21 protein-coding genes and 2 tRNA genes are annotated in these 22346 nt (G+C 67.9%); 10 read left to right on the top strand and 13 right to left on the bottom strand.

What is annotated here, in order from left to right; all coding sequences use genetic code 11:
- Nucleotides 1-20 precede the first annotated feature (20 nt).
- Together ABTW64_RS07180 and ABTW64_RS07175 are read right to left on the bottom strand one after the other, a co-directional pair.
- The gene (locus tag ABTW64_RS07180) at nt 21-431 is read right to left on the bottom strand and encodes a Zn-ribbon domain-containing OB-fold protein (RefSeq protein WP_350620760.1); all 411 of its coding nucleotides are present in this window, start codon (nt 429-431) and stop codon (nt 21-23) included.
- Nucleotides 428-1618: a thiolase family protein gene (locus tag ABTW64_RS07175; protein ID WP_350620758.1), complete on the bottom strand. Its 1191-nt coding sequence runs from the start codon at nt 1616-1618 to the stop codon at nt 428-430. The genes ABTW64_RS07180 and ABTW64_RS07175 overlap by 4 nt, the downstream gene beginning before the upstream one ends.
- Before the next feature lie 202 nt (nt 1619-1820).
- On the opposite strand from ABTW64_RS07175, the gene ABTW64_RS07170 reads away from it, so the two are divergent.
- Both ABTW64_RS07170 and ABTW64_RS07165 read left to right on the top strand, forming a co-directional pair.
- Complete coding sequence (locus tag ABTW64_RS07170) at nt 1821-2252, top strand: MaoC/PaaZ C-terminal domain-containing protein (RefSeq protein WP_350620756.1); 432 nt, start codon at nt 1821-1823, stop codon at nt 2250-2252.
- Nucleotides 2253-2298: 46 nt separating this feature from the next.
- A complete protein-coding gene (locus ABTW64_RS07165; protein ID WP_350620754.1) occupies nt 2299-3459 on the top strand; it encodes an acyl-CoA dehydrogenase family protein in 1161 nt (386 codons plus the stop codon).
- Between the two features lie 54 nt (nt 3460-3513).
- On the opposite strand, the gene ABTW64_RS07160 is transcribed toward ABTW64_RS07165, so the two are convergent.
- Complete coding sequence (locus ABTW64_RS07160; protein WP_350620752.1) at nt 3514-4209, bottom strand: FadR/GntR family transcriptional regulator; 696 nt, start codon at nt 4207-4209, stop codon at nt 3514-3516.
- Nucleotides 4210-4401: 192 nt separating this feature from the next.
- On the opposite strand from ABTW64_RS07160, the gene ABTW64_RS07155 reads away from it, so the two are divergent.
- Nucleotides 4402-5325 (top strand): MBL fold metallo-hydrolase, encoded by a 924-nt coding sequence (locus ABTW64_RS07155; protein ID WP_350620750.1) that lies wholly within the window; start codon nt 4402-4404, stop codon nt 5323-5325.
- A gap of 173 nt (nt 5326-5498) precedes the next feature.
- Here ABTW64_RS07155 and ABTW64_RS07150 read toward each other — a convergent pair.
- From ABTW64_RS07150 to dnaA, 10 genes are all read right to left on the bottom strand, one after another.
- A tRNA-Ala gene (locus ABTW64_RS07150) sits at nt 5499-5571 on the bottom strand.
- A 78-nt stretch (nt 5572-5649) separates the two neighbouring features.
- Nucleotides 5650-5726, bottom strand: a tRNA-Ile gene (locus tag ABTW64_RS07145).
- Between the two features lie 85 nt (nt 5727-5811).
- Nucleotides 5812-6216, bottom strand: a complete 405-nt coding sequence (locus ABTW64_RS07140; RefSeq protein WP_350620748.1) for a DUF3566 domain-containing protein — start codon at nt 6214-6216, stop codon at nt 5812-5814.
- Nucleotides 6213-8762: a DNA gyrase subunit A gene (gene gyrA / locus ABTW64_RS07135; protein WP_350620746.1), complete on the bottom strand. Its 2550-nt coding sequence runs from the start codon at nt 8760-8762 to the stop codon at nt 6213-6215. Before gyrA ends, ABTW64_RS07140 begins: the two co-directional genes overlap by 4 nt.
- A gap of 99 nt (nt 8763-8861) precedes the next feature.
- Complete coding sequence (gene gyrB / locus ABTW64_RS07130; RefSeq protein ID WP_350620744.1) at nt 8862-10931, bottom strand: DNA topoisomerase (ATP-hydrolyzing) subunit B; 2070 nt, start codon at nt 10929-10931, stop codon at nt 8862-8864.
- A gap of 122 nt (nt 10932-11053) precedes the next feature.
- Nucleotides 11054-11542: a DciA family protein gene (locus tag ABTW64_RS07125; protein WP_350620742.1), complete on the bottom strand. Its 489-nt coding sequence runs from the start codon at nt 11540-11542 to the stop codon at nt 11054-11056.
- A complete protein-coding gene (recF, locus tag ABTW64_RS07120; protein WP_350620740.1) occupies nt 11539-12720 on the bottom strand; it encodes a DNA replication/repair protein RecF in 1182 nt (393 codons plus the stop codon). The genes ABTW64_RS07125 and recF overlap by 4 nt, the downstream gene beginning before the upstream one ends.
- 410 nt (nt 12721-13130) lie before the next feature.
- Complete coding sequence (dnaN, locus tag ABTW64_RS07115) at nt 13131-14273, bottom strand: DNA polymerase III subunit beta (protein ID WP_350620738.1); 1143 nt, start codon at nt 14271-14273, stop codon at nt 13131-13133.
- Nucleotides 14274-14734: 461 nt separating this feature from the next.
- Complete coding sequence (locus tag ABTW64_RS07110) at nt 14735-15694, bottom strand: D-2-hydroxyacid dehydrogenase family protein (RefSeq protein WP_350620736.1); 960 nt, start codon at nt 15692-15694, stop codon at nt 14735-14737.
- A gap of 15 nt (nt 15695-15709) precedes the next feature.
- A complete protein-coding gene (gene dnaA / locus ABTW64_RS07105; protein WP_502892312.1) occupies nt 15710-17032 on the bottom strand; it encodes a chromosomal replication initiator protein DnaA in 1323 nt (440 codons plus the stop codon).
- A gap of 463 nt (nt 17033-17495) precedes the next feature.
- Here dnaA and rpmH point away from each other — a divergent pair, with 463 nt between their 5' ends.
- The 7 genes from rpmH (at nt 17496) to ABTW64_RS07070 (ending at nt 22032) form a co-directional block, all read left to right on the top strand.
- Nucleotides 17496-17633, top strand: a complete 138-nt coding sequence (gene rpmH, locus ABTW64_RS07100; RefSeq protein WP_058724833.1) for a 50S ribosomal protein L34 — start codon at nt 17496-17498, stop codon at nt 17631-17633.
- 36 nt (nt 17634-17669) lie between these two features.
- On the top strand, nt 17670-18053 hold the full coding sequence (rnpA, locus tag ABTW64_RS07095; protein WP_350620731.1) for a ribonuclease P protein component: 384 nt from the start codon (nt 17670-17672) through the stop codon (nt 18051-18053).
- On the top strand, nt 18050-18400 hold the full coding sequence (gene yidD, locus ABTW64_RS07090; RefSeq protein WP_350620729.1) for a membrane protein insertion efficiency factor YidD: 351 nt from the start codon (nt 18050-18052) through the stop codon (nt 18398-18400). The genes rnpA and yidD overlap by 4 nt, the downstream gene beginning before the upstream one ends.
- Nucleotides 18401-18406: 6 nt before the next feature.
- The gene (yidC, locus tag ABTW64_RS07085) at nt 18407-19474 is read left to right on the top strand and encodes a membrane protein insertase YidC (RefSeq protein ID WP_350620727.1); all 1068 of its coding nucleotides are present in this window, start codon (nt 18407-18409) and stop codon (nt 19472-19474) included.
- Between the two features lie 48 nt (nt 19475-19522).
- Nucleotides 19523-20014, top strand: coding sequence for a Jag family protein (locus ABTW64_RS07080; protein ID WP_350620725.1), 492 nt, complete (start codon nt 19523-19525; stop codon nt 20012-20014).
- Nucleotides 20015-20017: 3 nt separating this feature from the next.
- A complete protein-coding gene (rsmG, locus tag ABTW64_RS07075) occupies nt 20018-20653 on the top strand; it encodes a 16S rRNA (guanine(527)-N(7))-methyltransferase RsmG (protein WP_350620723.1) in 636 nt (211 codons plus the stop codon).
- Nucleotides 20654-21018: 365 nt separating this feature from the next.
- Nucleotides 21019-22032 (top strand): diacylglycerol/lipid kinase family protein, encoded by a 1014-nt coding sequence (locus ABTW64_RS07070; protein ID WP_350620721.1) that lies wholly within the window; start codon nt 21019-21021, stop codon nt 22030-22032.
- Nucleotides 22033-22346 lie beyond the last annotated feature (314 nt).

Genomic DNA, 22346 nt, shown 5'->3' with positions numbered 1-22346 from the left:
TCTTGAAGCGCGCCTCTGCGTCACACGCTGCGTGCGGCGTATGTGGTGAGGTCGCGGTACTGCACGGCCACCAGCTCGACCGGGCTGTCGAGCGGCGTCGTGACGGGTCCCAGGAAGCGCGTCGCCAGGCGCACGCCCTCCTCGAGGTCGACGATCGCCACGCAGTACGGGACCTCGGCGGCGAAGGCCGTCGGGGCGGCATGGATCTGCGTGACCGAGTACAGCAGGCCGCGACCTGACAACTCGACCCATTCGACGTCCTTCGACCAGGTCGCCTTGTCGAAGGCCCGGGGCGGGAACACGGGGGTGCCGCCGGGCGTGCGGGTCGTGAGGAACCGGGCCTGCTTCAGCCCGTCCCAGAACGGCCGCGTCACCTCGGTGATGACGGGCGGATAGGGGTGCTCGCGGTCTTCGACGACGGTGGCGATCACGGGCGCACTCCTTCGAGAATGTGTACCATCGCGGCGTTGTAGTTGCCGAGTTCGGCGGTGGTGAGGGCGAGTTCTGCGTTCGGAACCTGTCGTGACCCGGCTCGACCGGTGACCTGCTCGAACGACTCGAGCAGGGAGTACAGAGGCGTGACATATGACGGGTGGCCGCGTGAGGTGAGGCCGCCGGATGTCGCGACCGGGATGTCTCCGTCGAAGCGGGTGCGCCCTTCGCGCGCCCAGTACGCCCCCTCGCCGGTGGGGATGAGTCCCAGCGCCTCGGTCACGAGTACCTCGACGATCGTGCAGGGGGCGTACAGCTCCGACACGTCGATGTCGGCGGGAGAGAGGCGTGCCGACTCGAACGCGGCCGCGCCCGCACGCCGCGCGGCATTGAGGCGGATCATGTCGCTGGGAGCCGACGTGATCTGGTGGGCGCCTTCATGGTGGAATCCGTGTCCGCGCACGAGCGCGTACGGCCGGCCGCTGGCCTTCGCGAATTGCTCCGACGCGAGGACGAGGCAGATCGCGCCGTCGCCTCGCGGCGGGACCTCGTACAAGCCCAAGGGCTCGACGATCGGGCGCTGTGCGAGTACGTCGTCGAGCGTCAGCGCCTTCTGAAACTGGGCGACCGGGTTCATCGACGCGTGCAGCCGGTTCTTCACCGCGACCGTGGCGATGTCGGCGCGCGTCACGCCGTGCTCATGCATGTAGCGCATCGCGTCCATCGCGTACCAGGCGATCGGGCTGATGCCGAACTGCGCCTGGAAGTTGACGTCGCCGACCGCTCGCATGGAGCTCATCATGTGCTCGGCGGCGGAGGTCGCCGTCTCGAAGTTCACTCCGAGTGCGAGGGCGACCTCGGCACGGCCGGATCGGATGTTGTCGGCCGCGTGCTCGAACGCGAACGCGCCGGTCATGCCGTTGCCGAGAACCTCGGTGACATAGCCATCCATCGCGATGCCGAGGTAACTCGCCATGAACGTGCCGAAGTACTTCTGCAGCGTGTAGGGACGCGGCATCGCGAACCCCATGCCGCCGATCACGGAATGATCGATCCCGGCGTCGGCCACGGCGTCGATGACGACGTCGGCGAGCACCTCCTGCTCGAGCACCTGCACTTCGGCGTCCGGGGGGGACTGGATCTTCCCCACCCGTGTCGCCGCGGCTCCGATGATGGCCACGTTCATGTGCTGACCTCCGTTGGCTCGTCCGCGTCGTCGCGTCTGGGTCGACTCTACTCAATGGCTAGACCATTTACACCAATGGCTGTACCATTAACCCGAATTCAGCATCTGAGCCTGTGCGCAAAGAGGCGCGCATGCAGCCAAAGCGGGAAGGTGGCATCCGATGGGGAAATGCGTCGAGGACTTCGCGGTCGGAGACGTTGCGGTGAGCCCTGCACGCACCGTGACGGAGACCGATGTCGTGGTCTATTCGTGGATCTCGGGAGACAGCAACCCGATGCACACCGACGAGGTCTATGCCTCCGGCTCGCCGGTCGGAGCGCGTATCGCCCACGGCACGCTCGGCATGTCGATCGTCACGGGGTTGAGCGCCCGCATCGGCGATTTCGACGGCACGGCGATCGCAGCCCTCGGGGTCGATGAGTGGACCTTCCTCGCCCCGATCTTCATCGGCGACACGGTTCACCTGCGCTCGACGGTGCTCTCGGCAGACGTCAGCCGGTCGAAACCCGACCGCGGCATCGTCTCGCGGCGGATGGAGCTCGTGAACCAGGACGGCATCGTCACGCAGCGCGGACTGATGAAGACGATGGTCTACTCGCGCGCCGGACTCGCGGCCTCCGCGGCCTCGAACTGACAGAACTCAGCACGACCCCCAGACACGAATCACAGAGGAGTACACCGTGTCCACGAGCCTTGTGAACACCTTCGGTCTCAGCGAAGACCAGATCATGATGCGCGACGTCGTTCTCGACCTGCTCGCGAAGACCCTTCCGCGCGAGGAGATCAAGCGACTCGACGACGAGCGGGAGTGGCCTGAGGCCGCGTATCAGGCGCTCGCCGAGGCGGGCTTCCTGGGCATCCCGTTCGAGGAGGAGTACGGCGGAAGCGAAGGCTCCTACAAGGACCTCACTGTGCTCATGGAGACGCTCGGCTACTACTACGGCGGCATCGGTCAGGCGCTGATGATCACGCTGCTCTACGCGGGCGGCCACATCTCGAAGTTCGGCTCTCCGGAGCTCAAGCAGCGCATCATCCCGGGCATCGTCGACGGATCCATCAAGCTGGCTCTGGCGATGTCCGAGCCGGGAACCGGATCCGACGTCGCGGGCATCAGCACGAAGGCCGTACGAGGCGACAACGGCTATGTGCTCAACGGCACGAAGGTGTGGATCTCGGGTGCGCATGTCGCGGACTACATCGTGGTGATCGCGAAGACCGACCCGAACGCCGGCCGCCATCAGGGCGTGAGCACCATCCTCGTCGACACCAAGAGCCCCGGAGTGAAGATCTCGCCGCTCGCCATGCTCGGTCGGCGCACGACGCATGCCAACGAGGTCGTCTTCGAGGACGTCGAGGTTCCGTTCGAGAACCTCATCGGCGAGGAGGGTGCGGCCTGGAAGAACATCATGAAGGCGCTCGCGGTGGAGCGCCTCGCGCTCGCCGCGATCGCCGCGGGCAACTGCTTCCGGATCACCGAGGATGCCCGGGACTACGCGAAGCAGCGCGTCCAGTTCGGCCAGCCGATCTCGGACTTCCAGGTCATCCAGCACAAGCTCGTCGATATGTGGACGATGGCCGAGACTGCGCGTCAGCAGGTCTACCGCGTCGCCGAGCTCCTCGACGGTGGTCAGGGAGCGATCGAGGAGGCGTCGATCGCGAAGATCGTCGCGACCGAGAACGGGTTCAAGTGCGCCGACATGGGCCTGCAGATCTTCGGCGGCTCGGGCTACGCGATGGAATACGACATGCAGATGTACTTCCGCGATGCGCGCGTCGGGCCGATCGGCGGCGGCACGAATGAGATCCAGAAGAACGTGCTGGCCAAGCGCATGGGCATCTGACGTCGGATGTGGTGCGGGGCAGGAAGGACGTCGGCCTTCCTGCCCCGCGCTGTGTCAGATCCAGTGGGGTATCGCCTCACGGATCCCCCGCAGGTACGCCGACATGGCGCTCGTCGCGAGTTCGGCGTCGCGTGAGTCGATGCCGTCCACGATGCGCGTGAAGTGGACGACGATCGGCGCGTACGAATCCGGGGCACCGGACCGGAGCAGCTCCTCGAGCGCGTCGATGAGCGCCTTCACGAACGACGCCAGCACGGCGTTCCCCGAGGCGCGGGCGATGATCACGTTGAACTCCAGAGCCTCGTGTGTACGCTGTTCGCGGTCGTCATCGGGCCTCGGGCGCCTGCGGATGCGACGCAGTGCTTCGCGCAGGGCGGCGAGGTCGGCGTCGGTGCGCCGTTCGCAGGCGAGGCGCACCGCGGCGTCCATGATCCAGGCCCGAGCCTCGAACATCTCCTGCCAAGAGGCGCTGCCCACCGCGGCCATGTCCCGCAGCGTGCGGGTGAACACCGGGGAGGAGCCGCTGGTCACGAACGCGCCGCCCATGCGGCCCTTGCGGATCTCGACCAGTCCGGCCTCCTCGAGACCACGCAGGCCTTCCCGCACCACGACGCGGCTGGCACCGTACTGCTCCGCGAGGCTCCGCTCGGAGGGCAGCCGGTCCCCGAGCGTGAGTTCGCCGGCGCTGATGAGCCTGCGGATCTCCCCGCCGATGCGTTCTGAGAGCCGGTGGGCAGAGGGCGACGTCATCTCGGCAGTATGCCGCACGCTGTGTAAAAGGTCAGTCCAATCGGGCGTCGTATGAGCAAGACGAGCAGGGAGGCGAGTGCGAAAATGAGGACTCAACGGGGGCCGGCGGACCGGAACGCATGGAAATCGGGCGGTGCCGAAGCGATTGCGCCGGGGGTGATGCGGCTGCCTCTTCCCGAGCCCCGTGGCGACGTGGGCGCTGTGAACTGCTATGTCGTGCGCACGGGGCGAGATGTCGTGCTCATCGATCCCGGCTGGTCGAGCGAGGTCGCCCGTACGGCGCTCGACCGCCATCTCGTGAACCTCGGCCTCACCTATCGCGCGATCGATCTGATCCTGGTCACTCATCACCACTACGACCACTTCTCACAGGCGGTCGACCTGCGGGCGCAGTTCGACATCCCCATCGCCGTCGGGCACGGTGAACAGCACAGCCTGCGGGCCTCGCTCGGAGAGGGCTCCGGATACCACGCACAGAACGAGCGGCTTCGTCGGTGGGGCGCCGTCGACCTCGCAGAGGAAGCGGCCGCATATCGCTCGACCGAGCGCGAGGGGTCTCTCCCGACCGGTCTGGCCGATCGCTGGATAGAGGAAGGCGCGATCATCGGCGGGATCCGGGCCCTGGCCTCGCCGGGGCATACGCGCGGTCACATCACCTTCGTGCTCGACGAGCCGCGGGTCGCCTTCACCGGTGACCATCTGCTCACCCACATCGTGTCGGGGACGGGTATCGAGCGCGTGCCCGCCGAGTTCCCCGTGCGCGAACAGCTCGCGTCGCTCAGACGCACCGCGCGTGACCTGGAGGGATATGCGCTCGCGCCCGCGCACGGCTGGGTCGAGCCTGACGTCGCAGACCGCTCCGTAGAGGTGATCGCGCATCACGAGCGAAGGATCGCCGAGTTGAGGGAGGCGGTTCACGCCGCGGGCTCATGCACGGCGCTGCAGATCGCCGAGAGCCGCACGTGGACACGCAGGTCGCTGCGGTTCGCCGAGGTGGGTCTGCTGCGCCGGGTGGCCGCCATCAGCGAGATCGGGATGCATCTCGATGAGCTGGTGGCGCGAGGGGAACTCGCGCGGATCAGCAGCGCGAGGGGCTTCGTCTATCGCGCCGCCTGATGCACCACGGTCGCAGCAGCGGGGCGCCGTCGTCACACCGACGCGTACGTCGCCACGCCACGTGAGGCAGCCCTCTCCCTGCGACCGCCGGCCAGCAACAGGCGGGATATGAGCAAGAGATCGCGGCGAAATCGCCTGCCGCGGCTGACTGCGCAGGACAGCGGTTCGAAATGTGGAGCCTAGGAGATTCGAACTCCTGACATCCTGCTTGCAAAGCAGGCGCTCTACCAACTGAGCTAAGGCCCCGGGCGATCGCCCGCTACGCGGACCCCTCGGCCCCGGAAGGCCTACGGGAAGAGCCCCCGCTGCTGCGAAGGCTCTCGATGGTGGGGGTACCAGGACTTGAACCTGGGACCTCTTCATTATCAGTGAAGCGCTCTAACCGCCTGAGCTATACCCCCGGGAGGCATCGGACTCGCGTCCTCAACCTCAGAGACTTTACCCGATCCGATCACGGTTCGCGAATCGGGGCGCGTCTCGCGTGTGTCAGTTCGAGGTGAACCCGACGAGCAGGCCGCCGGTCACCTTCACTGCGAGGTTGTAGATGCCGGCGATCACCGCGCCGAGCACCGTGACGACCACCAGGTTCAGGATGGCGACCACGGTCGCGAAGGCCATCACCTGCGGCAGTCCGATGAACTGCGAGATCGAGAAGCTGCCGTCGGTGAAGCTCTGGAAGAACTCGTCCATCTGCGCGATCAGGCCCGTGGTCTGCACGACCATGTAGACCAGGAAGAACGACACGATCGTGACGATCGCCAGCGCCACGGCGGCCAGGAACGACAGCTTCACGGCCGACCAGAAGTCGACATAGACCAGGCGCAGGCGCACCTGCTTCGCGCTCGTCTTGTGCGTGGACTTCTTGGCGAGCTTGTCGGCTACCGTGCTCATGCGTTCTCTCCGGTGGTCTCGGGCGCGGACTCCTCCGCGGCGTCCCCGTCGGCCTCGTCCTCGACCGCTGCCGCCCGCTCGCTGTTGCGGGCGATGGCGAGGATGCGGTCGTCCTTGTCCGGACGCGCGAACAGCACGCCCATGGTGTCGCGGCCCTTGGCGGGGACCTCGGCAACGGCCGAGCGTACCACCTTGCCCTTGGCGAGAACCACGAGCACCTCGTCGTCCTCCGACACGATCAGGCCGCCCGCCAGGCCGCCGCGCTCGTCCGACAGCTTGGCCACCTTGATGCCGAGACCGCCACGGCCCTGCACGCGGTATTCGCTCACGTGCGTGCGCTTGGCGAAGCCGCCCTCCGTGACCACGAACACGAAGCCCTCGTCCGTGACGACCGAGGCCGACAGCAGACTGTCGCCCTCGCGAAACGACATGCCCTTCACGCCGCTGGTCGATCGTCCCAGCGGGCGCAGCGCCTCGTCGGTCGCCGAGAACCGCAGCGACTGGCCGCCGCGGCTGATCATCAGGATGTCGTCGGTCGCGTTGACGAGCAGCGCGCTGACCAGCTCGTCGTCCTCGCGCAGCTTGATCGCGATGATGCCGCCCTGACGGTTGGAGTCGTACTCGGCCAGACGCGTCTTCTTCACGAGACCGGCGCGCGTGACGAGCACGAGGTTCTCGGCCGCCTCGTAGTTCTTGAGCTCGATGATCTGCGCGATCTGCTCATCCGGCTGCAGCGCGAGCATGTTCGCGACGTGCATGCCCTTCGCGTCGCGACCGGCCTCGGGCAGCTCGTACGTCTTCGTGCGGTAGACGCGCCCCTTGGTCGTGAAGAACAGCAGCCAGTGGTGCGTCGTCGTCACGAAGAAGTGCTCCACCACGTCGTCGGCGCGCAGCTGCGCGCCGCGCACGCCCTTGCCACCGCGACGCTGCGAGCGGTAGTTGTCGGTGCGCGTGCGCTTGACGTAGCCCTCGCGCGTGACCGTGACGACCATGTCCTCCTCGGCGATGAGGTCCTCCATGGACACGTCGCCGTCGAAGCCGTGCAGGATGTGCGTACGCCGCTCGTCGCCGAAGCGGTCGACGATCTCGGTGAGCTCCTCGCGCACGATGCCGCGCTGGCGCGACTCGTCGGCGATGATCGCCTTGAAGTCCTCGATCTGCGCCTCGAGCTCGGCCGCCTCGTCGATGATCTTCTGGCGCTCCAGCGCCGCGAGGCGGCGCAGCTGCATCGACAGGATGGCGTCGGCCTGGATGTCGTCGATCTTCAGCAGGTCCTTCAGGCCCTCGCGCGCCTCGTCGACCGTGGGCGAACGGCGGATCAGCGCGATGACCTCGTCCAGCGCGTCGAGCGCCGCGAGGTAGCCGCGCAGGATGTGCATCCGCTCCTCCGCCTTGCGCAGGCGGAACTTCGTGCGGCGCACGATCACGTCGAGCTGGTGGGTGATCCAGTAGCCGATGAAGCCGTCGAGCGGCAGCGTGCGCGGCACGCCGTCGACGATCGCGAGCATGTTGGCGCCGAAGTTGGTCTGCAGCTCGGTGTGCTTGTAGAGGTTGTTGAGCACGACCTTCGCGACGGCGTCGCGCTTGAGCACGACCACGAGACGCTGACCCGTGCGGCCCGATGTCTCGTCGCGGATGTCGGCGATGCCCGTGACCTTGCCCTCGCGCGCGAGCTCGCCGATCTTGACCGCGAGGTTGTCGGGGTTGACCTGGTACGGCAGCTCGGTGATCACCAGGCACGTGCGGCCCTGGATCTCCTCGATCTCCACCACCGCGCGCATGGTGATCGAACCGCGCCCCGTGCGGTACGCCTCGTGGATGCCCTTCGAGCCGAGGATCTGGGCGCCGGTCGGGAAGTCCGGGCCCGGGATGCGCTGCATCAGGCCCTCGAGCAGCTCCTCGCGCGGCAGGCCGGCGTTCTCGAGCGCGAACAGCGCGCCGTCCGCCACCTCGCGGAGGTTGTGCGGCGGGATGTTCGTGGCCATGCCGACCGCGATGCCGACCGAGCCGTTGACGAGCAGGTTCGGGAAGCGGGCCGGCAGCACGGCCGGCTCCTGCGTCTCGCCGTCGTAGTTGTCGTGGAAGTCGACCGTGTCCTGCTCGATGTCGCGCACCATCTCGAGCGCGAGCGCGGCCATCTTGGTCTCGGTGTATCGCGGCGCCGCGGCACCCTGGTTGCCGGGCGAGCCGAAGTTGCCCTGGCCCTGCGCGAGCGGGTACCGCAGCGACCACGGCTGCACCAGACGCACGAGGGCGTCATAGATGGCCGAGTCGCCGTGCGGGTGGTACTGACCCATGACCTCGCCGACCACGCGAGCGCACTTCGAGAACTTCTTGTCGGGACGGTAGCCGCCGTCGTACATCGCGTACACGACGCGGCGATGCACGGGCTTGAGGCCGTCGCGCACGTCGGGCAGCGCACGCCCGACGATCACGCTCATGGCGTAGTCGAGGTAGCTGCGCTGCATCTCCGACTGCAGATCGACCTGGTCGATCCGGCCGTGGTTGTGGGCCGCCGTGATGTCGGGGCGCTCTTCGTCAGTCATGTGGATTCTCTTCGGTTGATCGGGAGGTTCGCTCGGACCGTTTCGACTCGCTTCGCTCGCTCAACGACCGGATAACGGCTCGCTGACGCTCGCTGAGTCTCAGATGTCCAGGAACCTGACGTCCTTCGCGTTGCGCTGGATGAACGAACGGCGCGACTCGACGTCCTCGCCCATGAGCACCGAGAAGATCTCGTCCGCCGCGGCGGCGTCGTCGATGGTCACCTGGCGCAGCGTGCGGGTCTCGGGGTTCATGGTCGTGTCCCACAGCTCGTGGTCGTTCATCTCGCCCAGACCCTTGTAGCGCTGGATGCCCGCGTCCTTCGGGATGCGCTTGCCGGCGGCGGCACCCTCCTTGAGCAGCGCGTCGCGCTCGCGGTCGCTGTACACGTACTCGTGCGGCGCGTTCGCCCACTTCAGCCGGTACAGCGGCGGCATCGCGAGATAGACGTATCCGGCCTCGACCAGGCCGCGCATGTAGCGGAACAGCAGCGTCAGCAGCAGCGTCGTGATGTGCTGGCCGTCGACGTCGGCATCCGTCATCAGCACGATCTTGTGATACCGCGCCTTCTCGATGTCGAACTCGGGCCCGATGCCGGTGCCGAAGGCCTGGATCATCGCCTGGACTTCCTTGTTGCCCAGGGCCTTGTCGATGCGCGCGCGCTCGACGTTCAGGATCTTGCCGCGCAGGGCCAGGATGGCCTGCGTGTGCGGGTCGCGGCCGCCCACGGCGGACCCACCGGCCGAGTCTCCCTCGACGAGGAAGATCTCGCTGATCGACGGGTCCTTCGACGTGCAGTCCTTGAGCTTGTCGGGCATCGCGGCCGACTCGAAGACGCTCTTGCGGCGAGCCGTCTCACGCGCCTTGCGGGCCGCGAGCCGCGCGGTCGCCGCGTCGATCGCCTTGCGGATGACGTTCTTGGCCTGCTGCGGGTTGCGCTCGAACCAGTCGCCGAGCTGATCGCCGACCACCTTCTGCACGAACGCCTTGGCCTCGGTGTTGCCCAGCTTGGTCTTGGTCTGGCCCTCGAACTGCGGCTCCGACAGCTTCACCGAGATGACGGCGGTGAGACCCTCGCGCACGTCGTCGCCCGTGAGGTTGTCTTCCTTCTCCTTGAGGATGTTGTTCGCGCGCGCGTACCGGTTGACGAGCGTCGTCAGCGCCGCACGGAAGCCCTCCTCGTGCGTGCCGCCCTCGTGGGTGTTGATCATGTTCGCGTACGTGAAGACGTTCTCGCTGTAGGAGGTCGTCCACTGCATCGCGACCTCGACCGACATCCGCCCGTCCGACTGCTCCTGCTCGAGCACGATGATGTCCTCGTTCACGCGCTCCGCCTTGCGCACCTTGTTCAGGTACTCGACGTAGTCGACGAGGCCGCGCTCGTAGTGGAACACGTTGTGGCGCTTTACCAGCTCGGTCGAGCCGTCCTCCTTCTCGACCTCCTCGGCCGAGTCGGCGCGCTCGTCGTAGAGCTCGATGCGCAGGCCCTTGTTCAGGAACGCCGTCTGCTGGAAGCGCGTGCGCAGCGTCTCGTAGTCGAAGTCGACGCCCTCGGTGAAGATCTCGGGGTCGGGCCAGAAGGTGATGGTGGTGCCCGTCTCGTCGGTCTCCTCGCCCTGCTCGATCGGAGCGAGCGGCGCACCGCCGTCGGCGAACGACTGGCGCCACACGTAGCCGTCGCGCTTGACGACCGCGTCGAGGCGCGTCGACAGCGCGTTCACGACCGACGAGCCGACGCCGTGCAGACCGCCCGAGACGGCGTATCCGCCACCGCCAAACTTGCCGCCCGCGTGGAGCACCGTCAGCACGACCTCGAGCGTCGACTTGCCCTCGGTCTTGTGCATCGCGACCGGGATGCCGCGCCCGTTGTCGACGCAGCGCAGCCCGCCGTCCTCGAGCAGCGTGACCACGATCGTGTCGCAGTACCCGGCGAGATGCTCGTCGACCGAGTTGTCCACGATCTCGTACACCAGGTGGTGCAGACCGCGCGGACCGGTCGATCCGATGTACATGCCGGGGCGCTTGCGCACGGCCTCGAGTCCCTCGAGGACCTGGATGGCGTCTGCTCCGTACTCTCCACCGACCTTCTTCGAGGAGCTCTCCTTCGAGAGACTTTCCGATCCGGCTTCCGTCGGCTCGGTCTGCGGGTCCTGGGGATTGTCAGTCGTCATCTGGAAGGGCGCTCCACATCTGCATTCCGGTGCACCGCCATCCTATCAAGCGGCACCCCTCCCACCGGCCGTGACGGGCCCGCAGGCGAGAGAAAATCGCCCCGGATGTCCCAGGAGGTGTCCTAGCCGTAGGTATCGCGCGGGCCACGCCCTGGAATCGATCTGGGACCCCATTTCCAGGTGGGGACGTCCGGCCCTACGAACCGCACCCCCTCGACGCCCGCCTCGGGATACCGAGTGACGATCTGCGTCAGGATGTGCGACCGCATGTACGACAGGTTCTTGGCCCACGCGGTCGAGTCGCACTGGATCGTGAGCATGCCGTCCGTCAGCGAGACCGGATGCGAGTGCTGTGCCGTGTCGGCGCCCGCGACGTCCTCCCACTGACGCACGAGGTCTTCCCGCGCCAGCTGCGGCTCCCAGCCGTGCGCCTTGGTGAGCACGTCGAGCGCGTCGCCGAGCGAGCGCGGATCGCGTCCGGCCGTGAACGGCTGGTTCTCGTCGTCCTCGCCGCCCCGGCGCCGGCGCTTGCGCCACTTGGCGCGCTTGCTGGGCTCGAGGCCCCGCAGCCTCAGATAGGTCGAGATGGTCTCGGGGATCTCGTCATTCATGACACGTCCTCCCGAGATTCGAGCGGGTGCTCGCTGAGCGGTCCGAGCACCTGCCCGGAGTCGATGCGCACGGCGTTGGCGCGCAGCGCCTCCGGCACGTCGCCGGCCACGGCCGCGGTGACCAGCACCTGCTCGTATCCGGCGACGACGCCGGCGAGGCGCGCGCGCCGGTCGGCGTCGAGCTCGGCGAACACGTCGTCGAGGATCAGCACCGGGTCGCCGCCCGGCGACTCGGCGCGCAGCAGCTCGGCCGATGCCAGACGCAGCGCGAGGGCGACCGACCACGACTCGCCGTGCGATGCATACCCCTTCACGGGAAGCCCGCGCACGCGCAGGATGAGGTCGTCCCGATGCGGACCCACCAGCGTGAGACCGCGATCGAGCTCGGCCGCCCGCTTGGCCTGAAGCGCGGCCCGGAACAGGTCGGCGGTCGCGCCGCCGCCGGCATCCTGCGCGTCCTCGCCCTCTTCCGGATCACCGCCGCGGACCGACAGGGCCCATTCCAGCTGAGGTCGGTGATCCTCCCCCGCGATCGCGGCATACGCGGCGGCGACAGGGGCGGAGAGATCCTGTGCGAGCCGGGTGCGGGCGTCGATGATCTCGGATCCGAGCGCCACGAGCTTGTCGTCCCAGACGTCGAGGGTCGGCAGCTGCGCCGACTTCAGACCGCGCGCCCGGGCCGACTTCAGCAGCGCCGTGCGCTGCCGCAGCGTGCGCTCGTAGTCGGCGATCACCGCCGACATCCGGGGGGTGCGCTGCACCAGCAGCTGGTCGGCGAAGCGCCGGCGGGCCGACGGGTCGCCGCGCACGATCTGCAGGTCCTCCGGCGCGAACAGCACGACCTGCGCGTACCGCGGCAGCTCGTTCGTGCGCACGGGAGACCCCCCGATGCGGGCCTTGTTGGAACCCTGCTTGTTGAGCTGCAGCTCGAGCGTGACCCGGCGCTCGCCGTGCGCGAGCCGGGCTCGCACGAAGGCGGCGTCGAATCCCTCCCGCACCAGGGGCGCATCCGCCGACACCCGGTGCGAACCGAGCGTCGCGAGGTATGCGATCGCCTCGGCCAGGTTGGTCTTGCCCTGCCCGTTGCGCCCGACCAGCACATTCGGCCCGGGCCGGAGCGCGAGCTCGGCTTCCGCATAGTTGCGGAAGTCCTTGAGGCTCACGTGCTCGACGATCATGGGGATTCCAGTCTCCCACGGGGGTCGGAGATGTTCTTTCTCTTCACTCGCCCGCTCGGCTTCGCGAGCGACCCGCTCGCGGGCGAGTCCGGCTTCGCCGGGCCGGCGCTTCGCGCCTGGTTGGACGCATCCGCGGCACGCTCCGCGCTGACGCGCGTCGCACACCATCAGGCGTCGCACCTCGTCACCCGTCGAAGCGGCGCCCGCAGGCACCCGAGGTGCAAGCCCCACGGCGGTGACCCCTGTGCGAGCGAAGCGCGCGTGGAGCGAAGCGACTGCCGACCGCCTCGACAACGCAAGGTCCGTCGTGGGATGGAGCGCCTGCGACAGCCCGCGAACACGAGTGCCCGCGCGGAGCGTGGGCGCGAGCGTTCGCGTACGTCCTCTGCACTACCCCGCGAAGCGGGAAGTCAGCGAAGAAGCAGGTTCGGCTGCAGCAGGTACTTGAACGAGTCGTTGCCCGCCTGGTCTACCGAGGTCTGGCTCGTGATGAGCACCGGGCTGAGCTTGTTGGCGTTGTCGCTCGACGTGAACGTGATCCGCACGAACTCGCTGCGCACGGCGGCGAGCGACTCGAGCAGGTACTGCGGGTTGAGGCCCAGGGTCACGTCTTCGCCCTGGAGGTGCGCGTCGACCGACTCCGAGGCACGCGCCTGGTCGCCGCCCGAGGCGTCCATCGTGACCGACGACGTCGTGAACGTGAAGCGCAGCGGCGCCGAGCGGTCGAGCACGAGCGCGACACGGCGCACGGCCTCGGTGAGGTCTGCCGTGTTCACGACCGCGTAGTGGTCGGTCTGCTCGGGGAACAGTCGTCGCACGGGCGGGAAGTTGCCCTTGATGAGCAGCGACGTGACGGTCTTGTTGCCGGCGGTGAAGGCGATGATCTCGCGATCTCCCGAGCCGGAGAAGGCGATCGAGATGTTGCCGCCGTGCGAGAAGGTCTTGCCGACCTCCTGCAGCGTGCGGGCCGGCACCAGCGCGTGAGCCTCCTGCTGTCCGCCGTCCCAGTCGATGTCGCGCAGTGCGACGCGGTAGCGGTCGGTGGCGACGAGTGCGAGCTGGTGGCCCGAGACCTCGAGCTGCACACCGGTGAGCACGGGCGTGACGTCGTCGCGGGAGGCGGCGAAGGCCACCTGCGAGATGGCGGTGGCGAAGTCGTCGGCGGGGACGAGACCCGACTCTCCGGTCACTTCCGGGATCGCGGGGTATTCCTCGACGGGCATCGAGGCCAGGGCGAAGCGGGCCGAGCCGCAGGTGAGGGCGATGTTGCCGTCATCCTCGGTCGTCATCTGGATCGGAGCGTTCGGCAGACGGCTCGCGATGTCCGACAGCAGACGACCGTGCACGAGGATCGTGCCGGGCTCATCGACGGTCGCTTCGATCGTGGTGCGCGCGGAGGCCTCGTAGTCGAATGCCGAGAGCGCGAGCGCGCCGTCCTCGGTCGCCTCGATCAGCACGCCGGCCAGGATCGGCTGAGGGTTGCGCTGAGGAAGCAGCTTGACGACGAACGACACGGCCTCACTGAAGACGTCACGGTTGACGTGGAACTTCACTTAGCGCTCCCTCGGATGACTGCAGCCACGGGTCGACCGCCCGTGGGCCTCCCATGCTAGTGCCCGCGCCGGATTCCTGTGATTCCACGTCCTGCGGCCGGGAAGGTCATTGGAGAGCCCATTCAAAGAAGAGATCTCTTAACGGTGTTAACAGCTGTGGAAAATGTGGATAACTCTGTGGATCCCGGTCGCCCGTAGGGAACTACACGCGTGTGAGATGTGGAACTGCTGCGGACGACACGGGGACGACGGCCTCGTCGCGATGCGGCGGCGAACATGCGCATCCACATGTGATTCGCGTGTCGCTCACATCGCTGCAGGCGTGTCTCAACAGTTATCCACAAGTTTTCCACACTGGGGAGAAGTGTTATAGAGCCGCCTCGGGAGCGGTGTCAAGCGCGGATCGGGGCATACGTCGGCAGGCTCGCGCGTGCGCGATCCGGAATGCTCACGGGGCGCTGTCAACGACCGGAGATGAGCCGGATGGGCCTTCCATGGGCCCACGCGCGCACGTCTTCGAGGGCGTCGCGGTAGAAGACCGCGTACTGCTCCCTGGTGACGTAGCCGATGTGGGGTGTGAGCAGCGTGCGCGGGGTTCGCAGGAGAGGATGGTCCGACGGCAGCGGCTCTTCGTCGAACACGTCGAGTGCGGCGCCGCCGAGGGCTCCCGAGTGCAGAGCCGCGACGAGTGCATCCGTGTCGACGAGTCCCGCCCGTGCGGTGTTGACGAGGAGCCCGTCCGTGCCGAGAGCCTCGAGCTCCGTCGCACCGATCACGTGGCGGGTGCGATCCGAGAGCCTCAGGTGCAGCGTCGCGATGTCGGCGCGTTCGAACAGCTCCTGCTTGGACACCAGCTCGGCGTCGGCCGCACGCGCCGCGTCCGCGGTGAGGTTCTGGCTCCAGGCGATCACACGCATGCCGAACGCCCGGGCATAGCCGGCCATCCTCGTTCCGATCTTCCCCAGCCCGACGATGCCCAGCGTGCGACCGCAGAGCTCACGTCCGACCGCCGTCTGCCAGCGGTCCCCCGCACGCAGCGCGTCCTGCTGTCCCGGGATGTCGCGCACCGCGCTCATCAGCAGCGCCCACGAGAGCTCGGGCGCGGCCGTGGCCGACGCGCGGGTGCCGCAGACGGTCACGCCGAGCTCCGTCGCGGCGCCCACGTCGATCGACGCGTTGGCGGCCCCGGTCGTGATCAGCAGTTCAAGACGCGGCAGGCGCTGAAGCACTCGGCGGGGGAACGCGGTGCGCTCGCGCATCGCGACGACGGCCGTGGCGTCCTCGAGGGCGGCCACGAGCTCGTCGTCGTCGGCGTGATGGTCGTGCAGCACACGGACGTCCCACCCTGCGAGCTCATGCCAGGGCGCGAAGCCGAGCGCGACATCCTGGTAGTCGTCGAGCAGGACCAGAACGCGCGTCATGAGGGGCTCCCGGCGTCAGCGTCGGCCGAGCTGCGTGGTGATCTCGGTCACCTGGTTGTAGATCGAGCGGCGCTCCTTCATGAGCTCGCTGATCTTCTTGTACGCGTACATGACGGTCGTGTGGTCGCGGCCGCCGAAGAGCTGGCCGATCTTCGGCAGCGACAGGCTGGTGCGCTCTCGGCACAGGTACATCGCGATCTGCCGCGCCTGCGCCACGGCCTGCGAGCGGCTCGATCCGTACAGGTCGTCGACCGTGAGCTTGAAGTAGGCCGCGGTGGCCGTGATGATGTCGTTCTCCGACACCACGTTGTCCTCGGTCTGGTCGACGATGTCGCGCAGCACGTTCTGCGCGAGCTGGATGTCGACATCCGACCGGTTCAGGCTGGCGAACGCCGAGACGCGGATGAGCGCGCCCTCCAGCTCGCGGATGTTGGTGGACACCACGGTCGCGATGTACTCGACCACGTCGTCCGGGATGTAGAGCCGCTCCGACTGCGCCTTCTTGCGCAGGATCGCGATGCGTGTCTCGAGGTCGGGTGCCTGCACGTCGGTGATCAGGCCCCACTCGAAGCGACTGCGCATGCGGTCCTCGAAGCCCGTGAGGTGCTTGGGCGCGACATCCGACGTGATCACGACCTGCTTGTCGTGGTCGTGCAGCGTGTTGAAGGTGTGGAAGAAGGCCTCCTGCGTCTCGGCCTTGCCCTGCAGGAACTGGATGTCGTCGATGAGCAGGATGTCCACATCGCGGTAGCGGGCGTTGAACGCGGCGCCGCGGTTGTTCGCGATCGAGTTGATGAAGTCGTTCGTGAACTCCTCGCTCGACACGTAGCGCACGCGCACGCCCGCGAAGAGATTCTGGGCGTAGTCGCCGATGGCATGCAGGAGGTGCGTCTTGCCCAGCCCGGAGTCGCCGTAGATGAAGAGCGGGTTGTACGCCTTGGCCGGCGCCTCGGCGACCGCCACAGCGGCCGCGTGGGCGAAGCGGTTGGACTGCCCGATGACGAAGTTGTCGAAGGTGTACTTCGGGTTGAGGCGCGTGTCGCTGCGGCTGGGGGTGTGCGTCTCCGCCGGGCTCTCGACCGGGCGCGGCGGGGGCGGGGTCTCGGCCGGCGCCATCGTCGGAGCCCCGAGGCTCGTCGGGTACTGAGCCTCCGACAGCTCGGGGCTCACCGTCACCCGGAAGCTCTGCGCGTCTCCGCCGATGCGGGCGAGGGCCTCCATGATCGGCTCACGCAGACGCTTCGTGATCTGTGCGGCGGTCAGGTCGTTCGGCACGTCGAGGTAGAGCGTGCCGCCCATGACGCCCTGCGCCACGACCAGGCTGAGGAAGCCCTTCATCTGCGGTGTGACGCGGTCGTCGCTCTCGAGCTCGGCGAGCACGGAGCGCCACACCGGCACATCCGGGATCCGCTGGCCGGGCGGGACGTCTTGCGTGGACATGGGCTCCCTCTGGGTCTGGGACGATCCACAGGGCATCCTCTCGGGTGAGGTACGCGCGCGGGATCACGCGCATCTGCCTGTGGATAACTGGTGCCACGCTAGTCATCCGGAGGCCCATCGGCAAACCGTCTTCCGGCTCTCCGGAGGAGATCCGGCGCGGTTCGCGGGCGGACATCACGCGTGTCCCTGCGGGTGGCGGCGCGGTGCTGTGGAGATACTGTCAGGTTGTCGCGCTGGTTTGCGAGAATCACAAGACCGGACGTAACCTAGGTCGGTTGACTTATGCCCTCGTGGCATTCCCGTACACATCCACGTCTCCGGCGGCTTTCATCCCGGTGACACCATCTCCCGGAGAGATCCCATGAGCAAGCGCACCTTCCAGCCCAACAACCGTCGTCGCGCCAAGAAGCACGGCTTCCGCGCCCGCATGCGCACGCGTGCCGGCCGCGCCATCCTCGCCGCGCGCCGCGCCAAGGGCCGCACCGAGCTCTCGGCGTAACAGCGCCGGCGCTTCCACCGGCACCCAGCCAGGATCGTGCTCGCGAGGCCGAGGCGCCTGACCCGCGGGGACGACTACAGGTTCGTCGTCCGGCGGGGTGCTCGGTGCGCAGGCACGAGCACGGTGACACACGTCGTGTTGACAGCCGAACCGCGCGCTGCGCGGTTCGGCTTCATCGTGTCCAAGGCCGTCGGCAACGCGGTGACGCGCAACACGGTGCGTCGACGGCTGAAGGCCGTGTGCGCCGAGGCGCTGCCCGACGTCCGCGAAGGCGCAGACGTGGTCATCCGCGCGCTTCCTTCGGCGGCGACCGCCTCCTTCGCGGAGCTGCGTGCCGAGGTCACACGCTGTCTGGGCCGACGCGCCGCGAAGGACCGCACTGTGGCCGACGCGTCGAGCGATCGGGACGGAGCGCGATGAGCGTGCTCCCCCAGACCGCGCGCGGGGCGGCTCGGTTTCACGCAGCCGACGCTCTCGCGGCGGTTCCGCTGCTTCCGCGCAATGCGGGGATCGCACTGCTGCATGGCTATCGCGCCGTCATCTCCCCGCTCTACGGCGAGGTGTGCCGCTACTACCCCTCGTGCTCGGCGTATGCCGTGACCGCGGTGCAGCAGCACGGTCTCGTGAAAGGATCGGTGCTCGCGGGAGCGCGCATCATCCGGTGCCACCCCTGGGCGGCTGGTGGTCAGGACGACGTGCGTCCGCACCCCGCCTTCCGCTACGACCTCACCCCTCACGGCTTCGTCGTGCCGTGTCGAAAGGACTGATCCTTCGTGGACTTCTTCGGAACGATCCTCTGGCCGCTGAAGTGGGCCGTGGAGGCCATCCTCGTCGCATGGCACTGGCTGTTCACGACAGCGGGGCTGCCCGCGGCCGGCGGTGTGACGTGGATGCTGTCCATCCTGGGCGTCGTGCTGGTCGTGCGTGCGGCTCTCATCCCGCTGTTCGTGCGTCAGATCAAGAGCCAGCGAGCGATGATGGAGCTCGCGCCGGAGATCCGCAAGATCCAGGAGCGGTACAAGGGCAAGCGGGACCAGCTCTCTCGTGAGGCCATGAGCCGCGAGACCATGGACCTGTACAAGAAGCATGGCTCGAGCCCGCTCAGTGGCTGCTGGCCGCTGCTCGTGCAGATGCCGATCTTCTTCTCGATGTACTACACGCTCCTCGACGTGAAGGCGCATGCCGATCGGGGCGTGGGCGGTGTCGGACTGCTCAACGCCGACCTGACGCGTCAGTTCAACGAGGCGAAGCTGTTCGAGGTGGCCCCGTTCCACCAGACTCTCGGCGACGCATGGGCCCAGGGATCGACCGCCACCATCGTGATCCTTGCGGTGCTCGTGGTGCTGATGATCGCGTCGCAGTTCTACACGCAGCTGCAGATCATCTCGAAGAACCTCTCCCCCGAGGCGAAGACGGGTCAGGCGTACCAGATGCAGCGCGTCATGCTGTACGTGCTGCCGCTCGGCTTCATCTTCTCGGGCGTGTTCTTCCCGCTCGGTGTCGTCCTGTACTGGTTCTTCAGCAACCTGTGGACGATGGCGCAGCAGTTCGTCGTCATCCGCGAGCTGCCGACTCCCGGCTCCGAGGCCGCGAAGGCCCGCGAGGAGCGTCTGGCGCGGCGCGGCAAGGCCCTGAACTCGAAGGGCAAGGTCGTGTCGATGGCGGAGTACGAGGAGGAGCAGCGCCGCCTTCTCGAGGAGAACGAGAAGCGCAAGACGCAGCAGCCCAAGCGTCAGCAGCCGATGAGCAAGCAGCGGGCGAAGAAGCAGGCGCAACGGACCGACGGTCCGGGCAGCGCTCGCCCCGACGAAGGCGACGCGGGCGTCCCGCTCTCCATGTAATACCCTCTGATCAGGCATTATCCTTCTGAAACCCTTGAGGACGGCGACATGAGCACCACTCCCCTGACGGGCGACGCACCCACCGAGGCTGAGCTCGAGGCCGAGGGCGACATCGCAGCCGACTACGTCGAGGGCCTGCTGGACATCGCCGACATCGACGGCGATCTCACGCTCGACGTGAAGCAGGGACGCGCGTACGTGTCGGTGGAGTCGGATGACGACTCTCTCTCGGTGCTGGCGCAGCCCGATACGGTGCAGGCGCTTCAGGAGCTGACGCGTCTGGCCGTGCAGGCCAAGACCGGACGCTTCTCGCGCCTGATCCTCGACGTGGGCGGCTCGCGCGATGCGCGTCAGCGGCAGCTCGAGAAGCTGGTCGACGCCGCGGTGGCTCGTCTCGATGAGGGGTCGTCGCAGGCTTCGCTGCCGGCCATGTCGAGCTACGAGCGCAAGCTGGTGCACGACATCGTCGCCGAGCGTGGCCTGGTGTCGGAGTCGTACGGCGAGGGTGCCGACCGGCACACCGTCATCCGCCGAGGCTGAGCGATGCAGGGCCTGGAGCGCGAGCCTTCGGTCGCGGCAACCCTGTTCGGCGATCGCATCGATCTGGCCCGCGCCTTCACAGCTGCGTTGGCGGAGCACGGGGAGGAGCGGGGGCTGATCGGGCCCCTCGAGCTGCCGCGCCTGTGGACGCGCCACATCCTGAACAGTGCGATCGCGGCTCCCCTGTTTCCCGCCGGCGGAACCGCTGGCGATGTCGGGTCCGGGGCCGGCCTGCCAGGGCTTGTGCTTGCGATCGCGCGACCTGATGTGCGCTGGGTGCTGATCGAGCCGATGGAGCGCCGGGTCGCCTGGCTCGAGGAGCAGGTCACTGCACTCGGGCTCGACAACGTCGTGGTCGAGCGGGCGCGGGCGGAGGATGCGGGCCGTTATGAGGGCGTGCTTGATGCCGTGACGGCCCGCGCGGTCAGCGCTCTGCGCACACTGATCCCATGGGTCGCGCCGCTCGCGCGCGACGGCGGGGAGCTGATCCTGCTGAAGGGACACAATGCGCCCGTGGAGATCGAGGCGGCGCAGAAGCAGATCCGCAGGTTCAAGCTCTCGGACGTTCGCGTCGAGGTACTGGGCGCAGGTGTGCTGGACGAGGAGACCCGCGTCGTCCGCGCCACCGTTCGCGGCTGAAGCGACCCAGCGCTGATCCCCTTCCTCGCCCCGTGGGTACCTGCCGGCTCGGCAGATGTTTCACGTGAAACCTCACAAGCCCACGCCGTCGGAGTCGCGGCGCCGTGGATCGGGCGGGCGTCCGCCGCACTGACGAGGCGATCACGTCGTCGTCGCGCCGTTTCACGTGAAACATACGCGTGCCCGGGACCCCGGACGACACTGCGACGGGCCGCAACCGCTGGCGCTGGCTGCGACGCCGGGCCTTGCGTTAGGCGCGGCCCGGGAGCGGGCGCTGACTAGTGACACAAAATCGACCCTGGCGTGGGCTGTACTCCCCCTGGCCCGTTTCACGTGAAACATCGGCCAGCGGTAGCGTTGTCAGTGTGCAGGACGACGCGATGCTCATCGGGATCGCGGTGAGCCCAACGGCGGGCAAGGGGACCGCATCGACCGTGGGCACCGAACTCGCCCGCGCTCTTCGTGCGGCCGGGCAGCAGGTGATCGAACTCTCGGCCACCGGTCTTGCGGAGATGCACATCACCGTCGACTGTGCGGTGCACGCGGGCCTCGGCGCGCTGGTCGTCGTGGGCGGCGATGGCATCGTTCACCTCGGCATTCAGTCGGTTGCCCAGACGGGCATTCCGCTCGGAATAGTGCCGGTGGGTACGGGCAACGACTTCGCGGCGTGCGCGGGCATCCCACTCCGGACCGATCGAGCGATCGAGGCGCTGGTGGCTGCCTTGACGAGTGGCGCTTCCGCCCGCGAGGTCGACCTCCTGCGAGTGACGGGAGCCGGGCTGAATGGCAGTACTGCGCAGTGGGTGGCCGGTTCAGTCTCTGCGGGGCTGGACGCGGCGGTGAACGCACGCGCGAACCGGATGCGTTGGCCGCACGGCCCGCTCCGCTATGTTGTGGCGGCCCTTCTGGAGATCCTGCGCTACCGGTCGTGGTCGTACCGAGTACGCATGGAGGGTGTGGCCCTCGCTCCCCCGCAGCGTGCGGAGATGGAGCAGTTCCCCGGGATGAGGGTGGGCGATGCTGGCGTCGACCGGAGCGTGACGTGGAAGCAGCGCGGTGCCTTGATGACGGTGGCCAACGCCGCGACGCTCGGCGGTGGCATCCGGATCGCTCCCCGCGCCGAGCTCGACGACGGCTACGCCGACGTCGTCGTCGCTCAGGACGTTGGGCGTCTCACCGCCGCGCGGCTGTTTCCGCTACTGGTGGTCGGTCGGCATCTGAGGTCGAAGCGGCTGCGGTGCGTACCGGCACGGATGGTTCACATCGCGTCGGGTGGGCCGCGGGAGGCTGCTCCGCCCGTGTACGGTGACGGCGAATGGCTAGGGACACTCCCCGTGCAGGTGGAAGTGCGGTCGCGCGCGCTGCGCCTGGTCGTCTGAATCCCGGCGTTTCACGTGAAACACGGCGACGCGATGCTCCGGCCGCGGCGGCTGGGACCCGAGCTTCCTTGTCGCCCGGGTGAATTCTGACGTCCTGGCGTGTGACTGGGCGTGCCGCGGCCAGCTCGCCCGCGCGCGGCTCGTCGCCGGTGCGCGAGCGGTCGGCCGCCTCCGGACGACAGCGGGGCGACGCTGGGGCGCGCCGGCCGGCGTGCTCGTTTCACGTGAAACGCTCGCCTGAGCGCGTGTCCTGGCCTCTTCACGAATCCCGTCCGTCCGCCGCGCCTGAGAGTCATCGCCGGAAATGTCGGCAG

This window comes from Microbacterium sp. NPDC096154 (genome assembly GCF_040302945.1).
Taxonomy (GTDB): Bacteria; Actinomycetota; Actinomycetes; order Actinomycetales; family Microbacteriaceae; genus Microbacterium.
The sequence above is the reverse complement of the archived record's forward strand: the minus strand, read 5'-3'. Positions and strand labels throughout refer to the sequence as shown.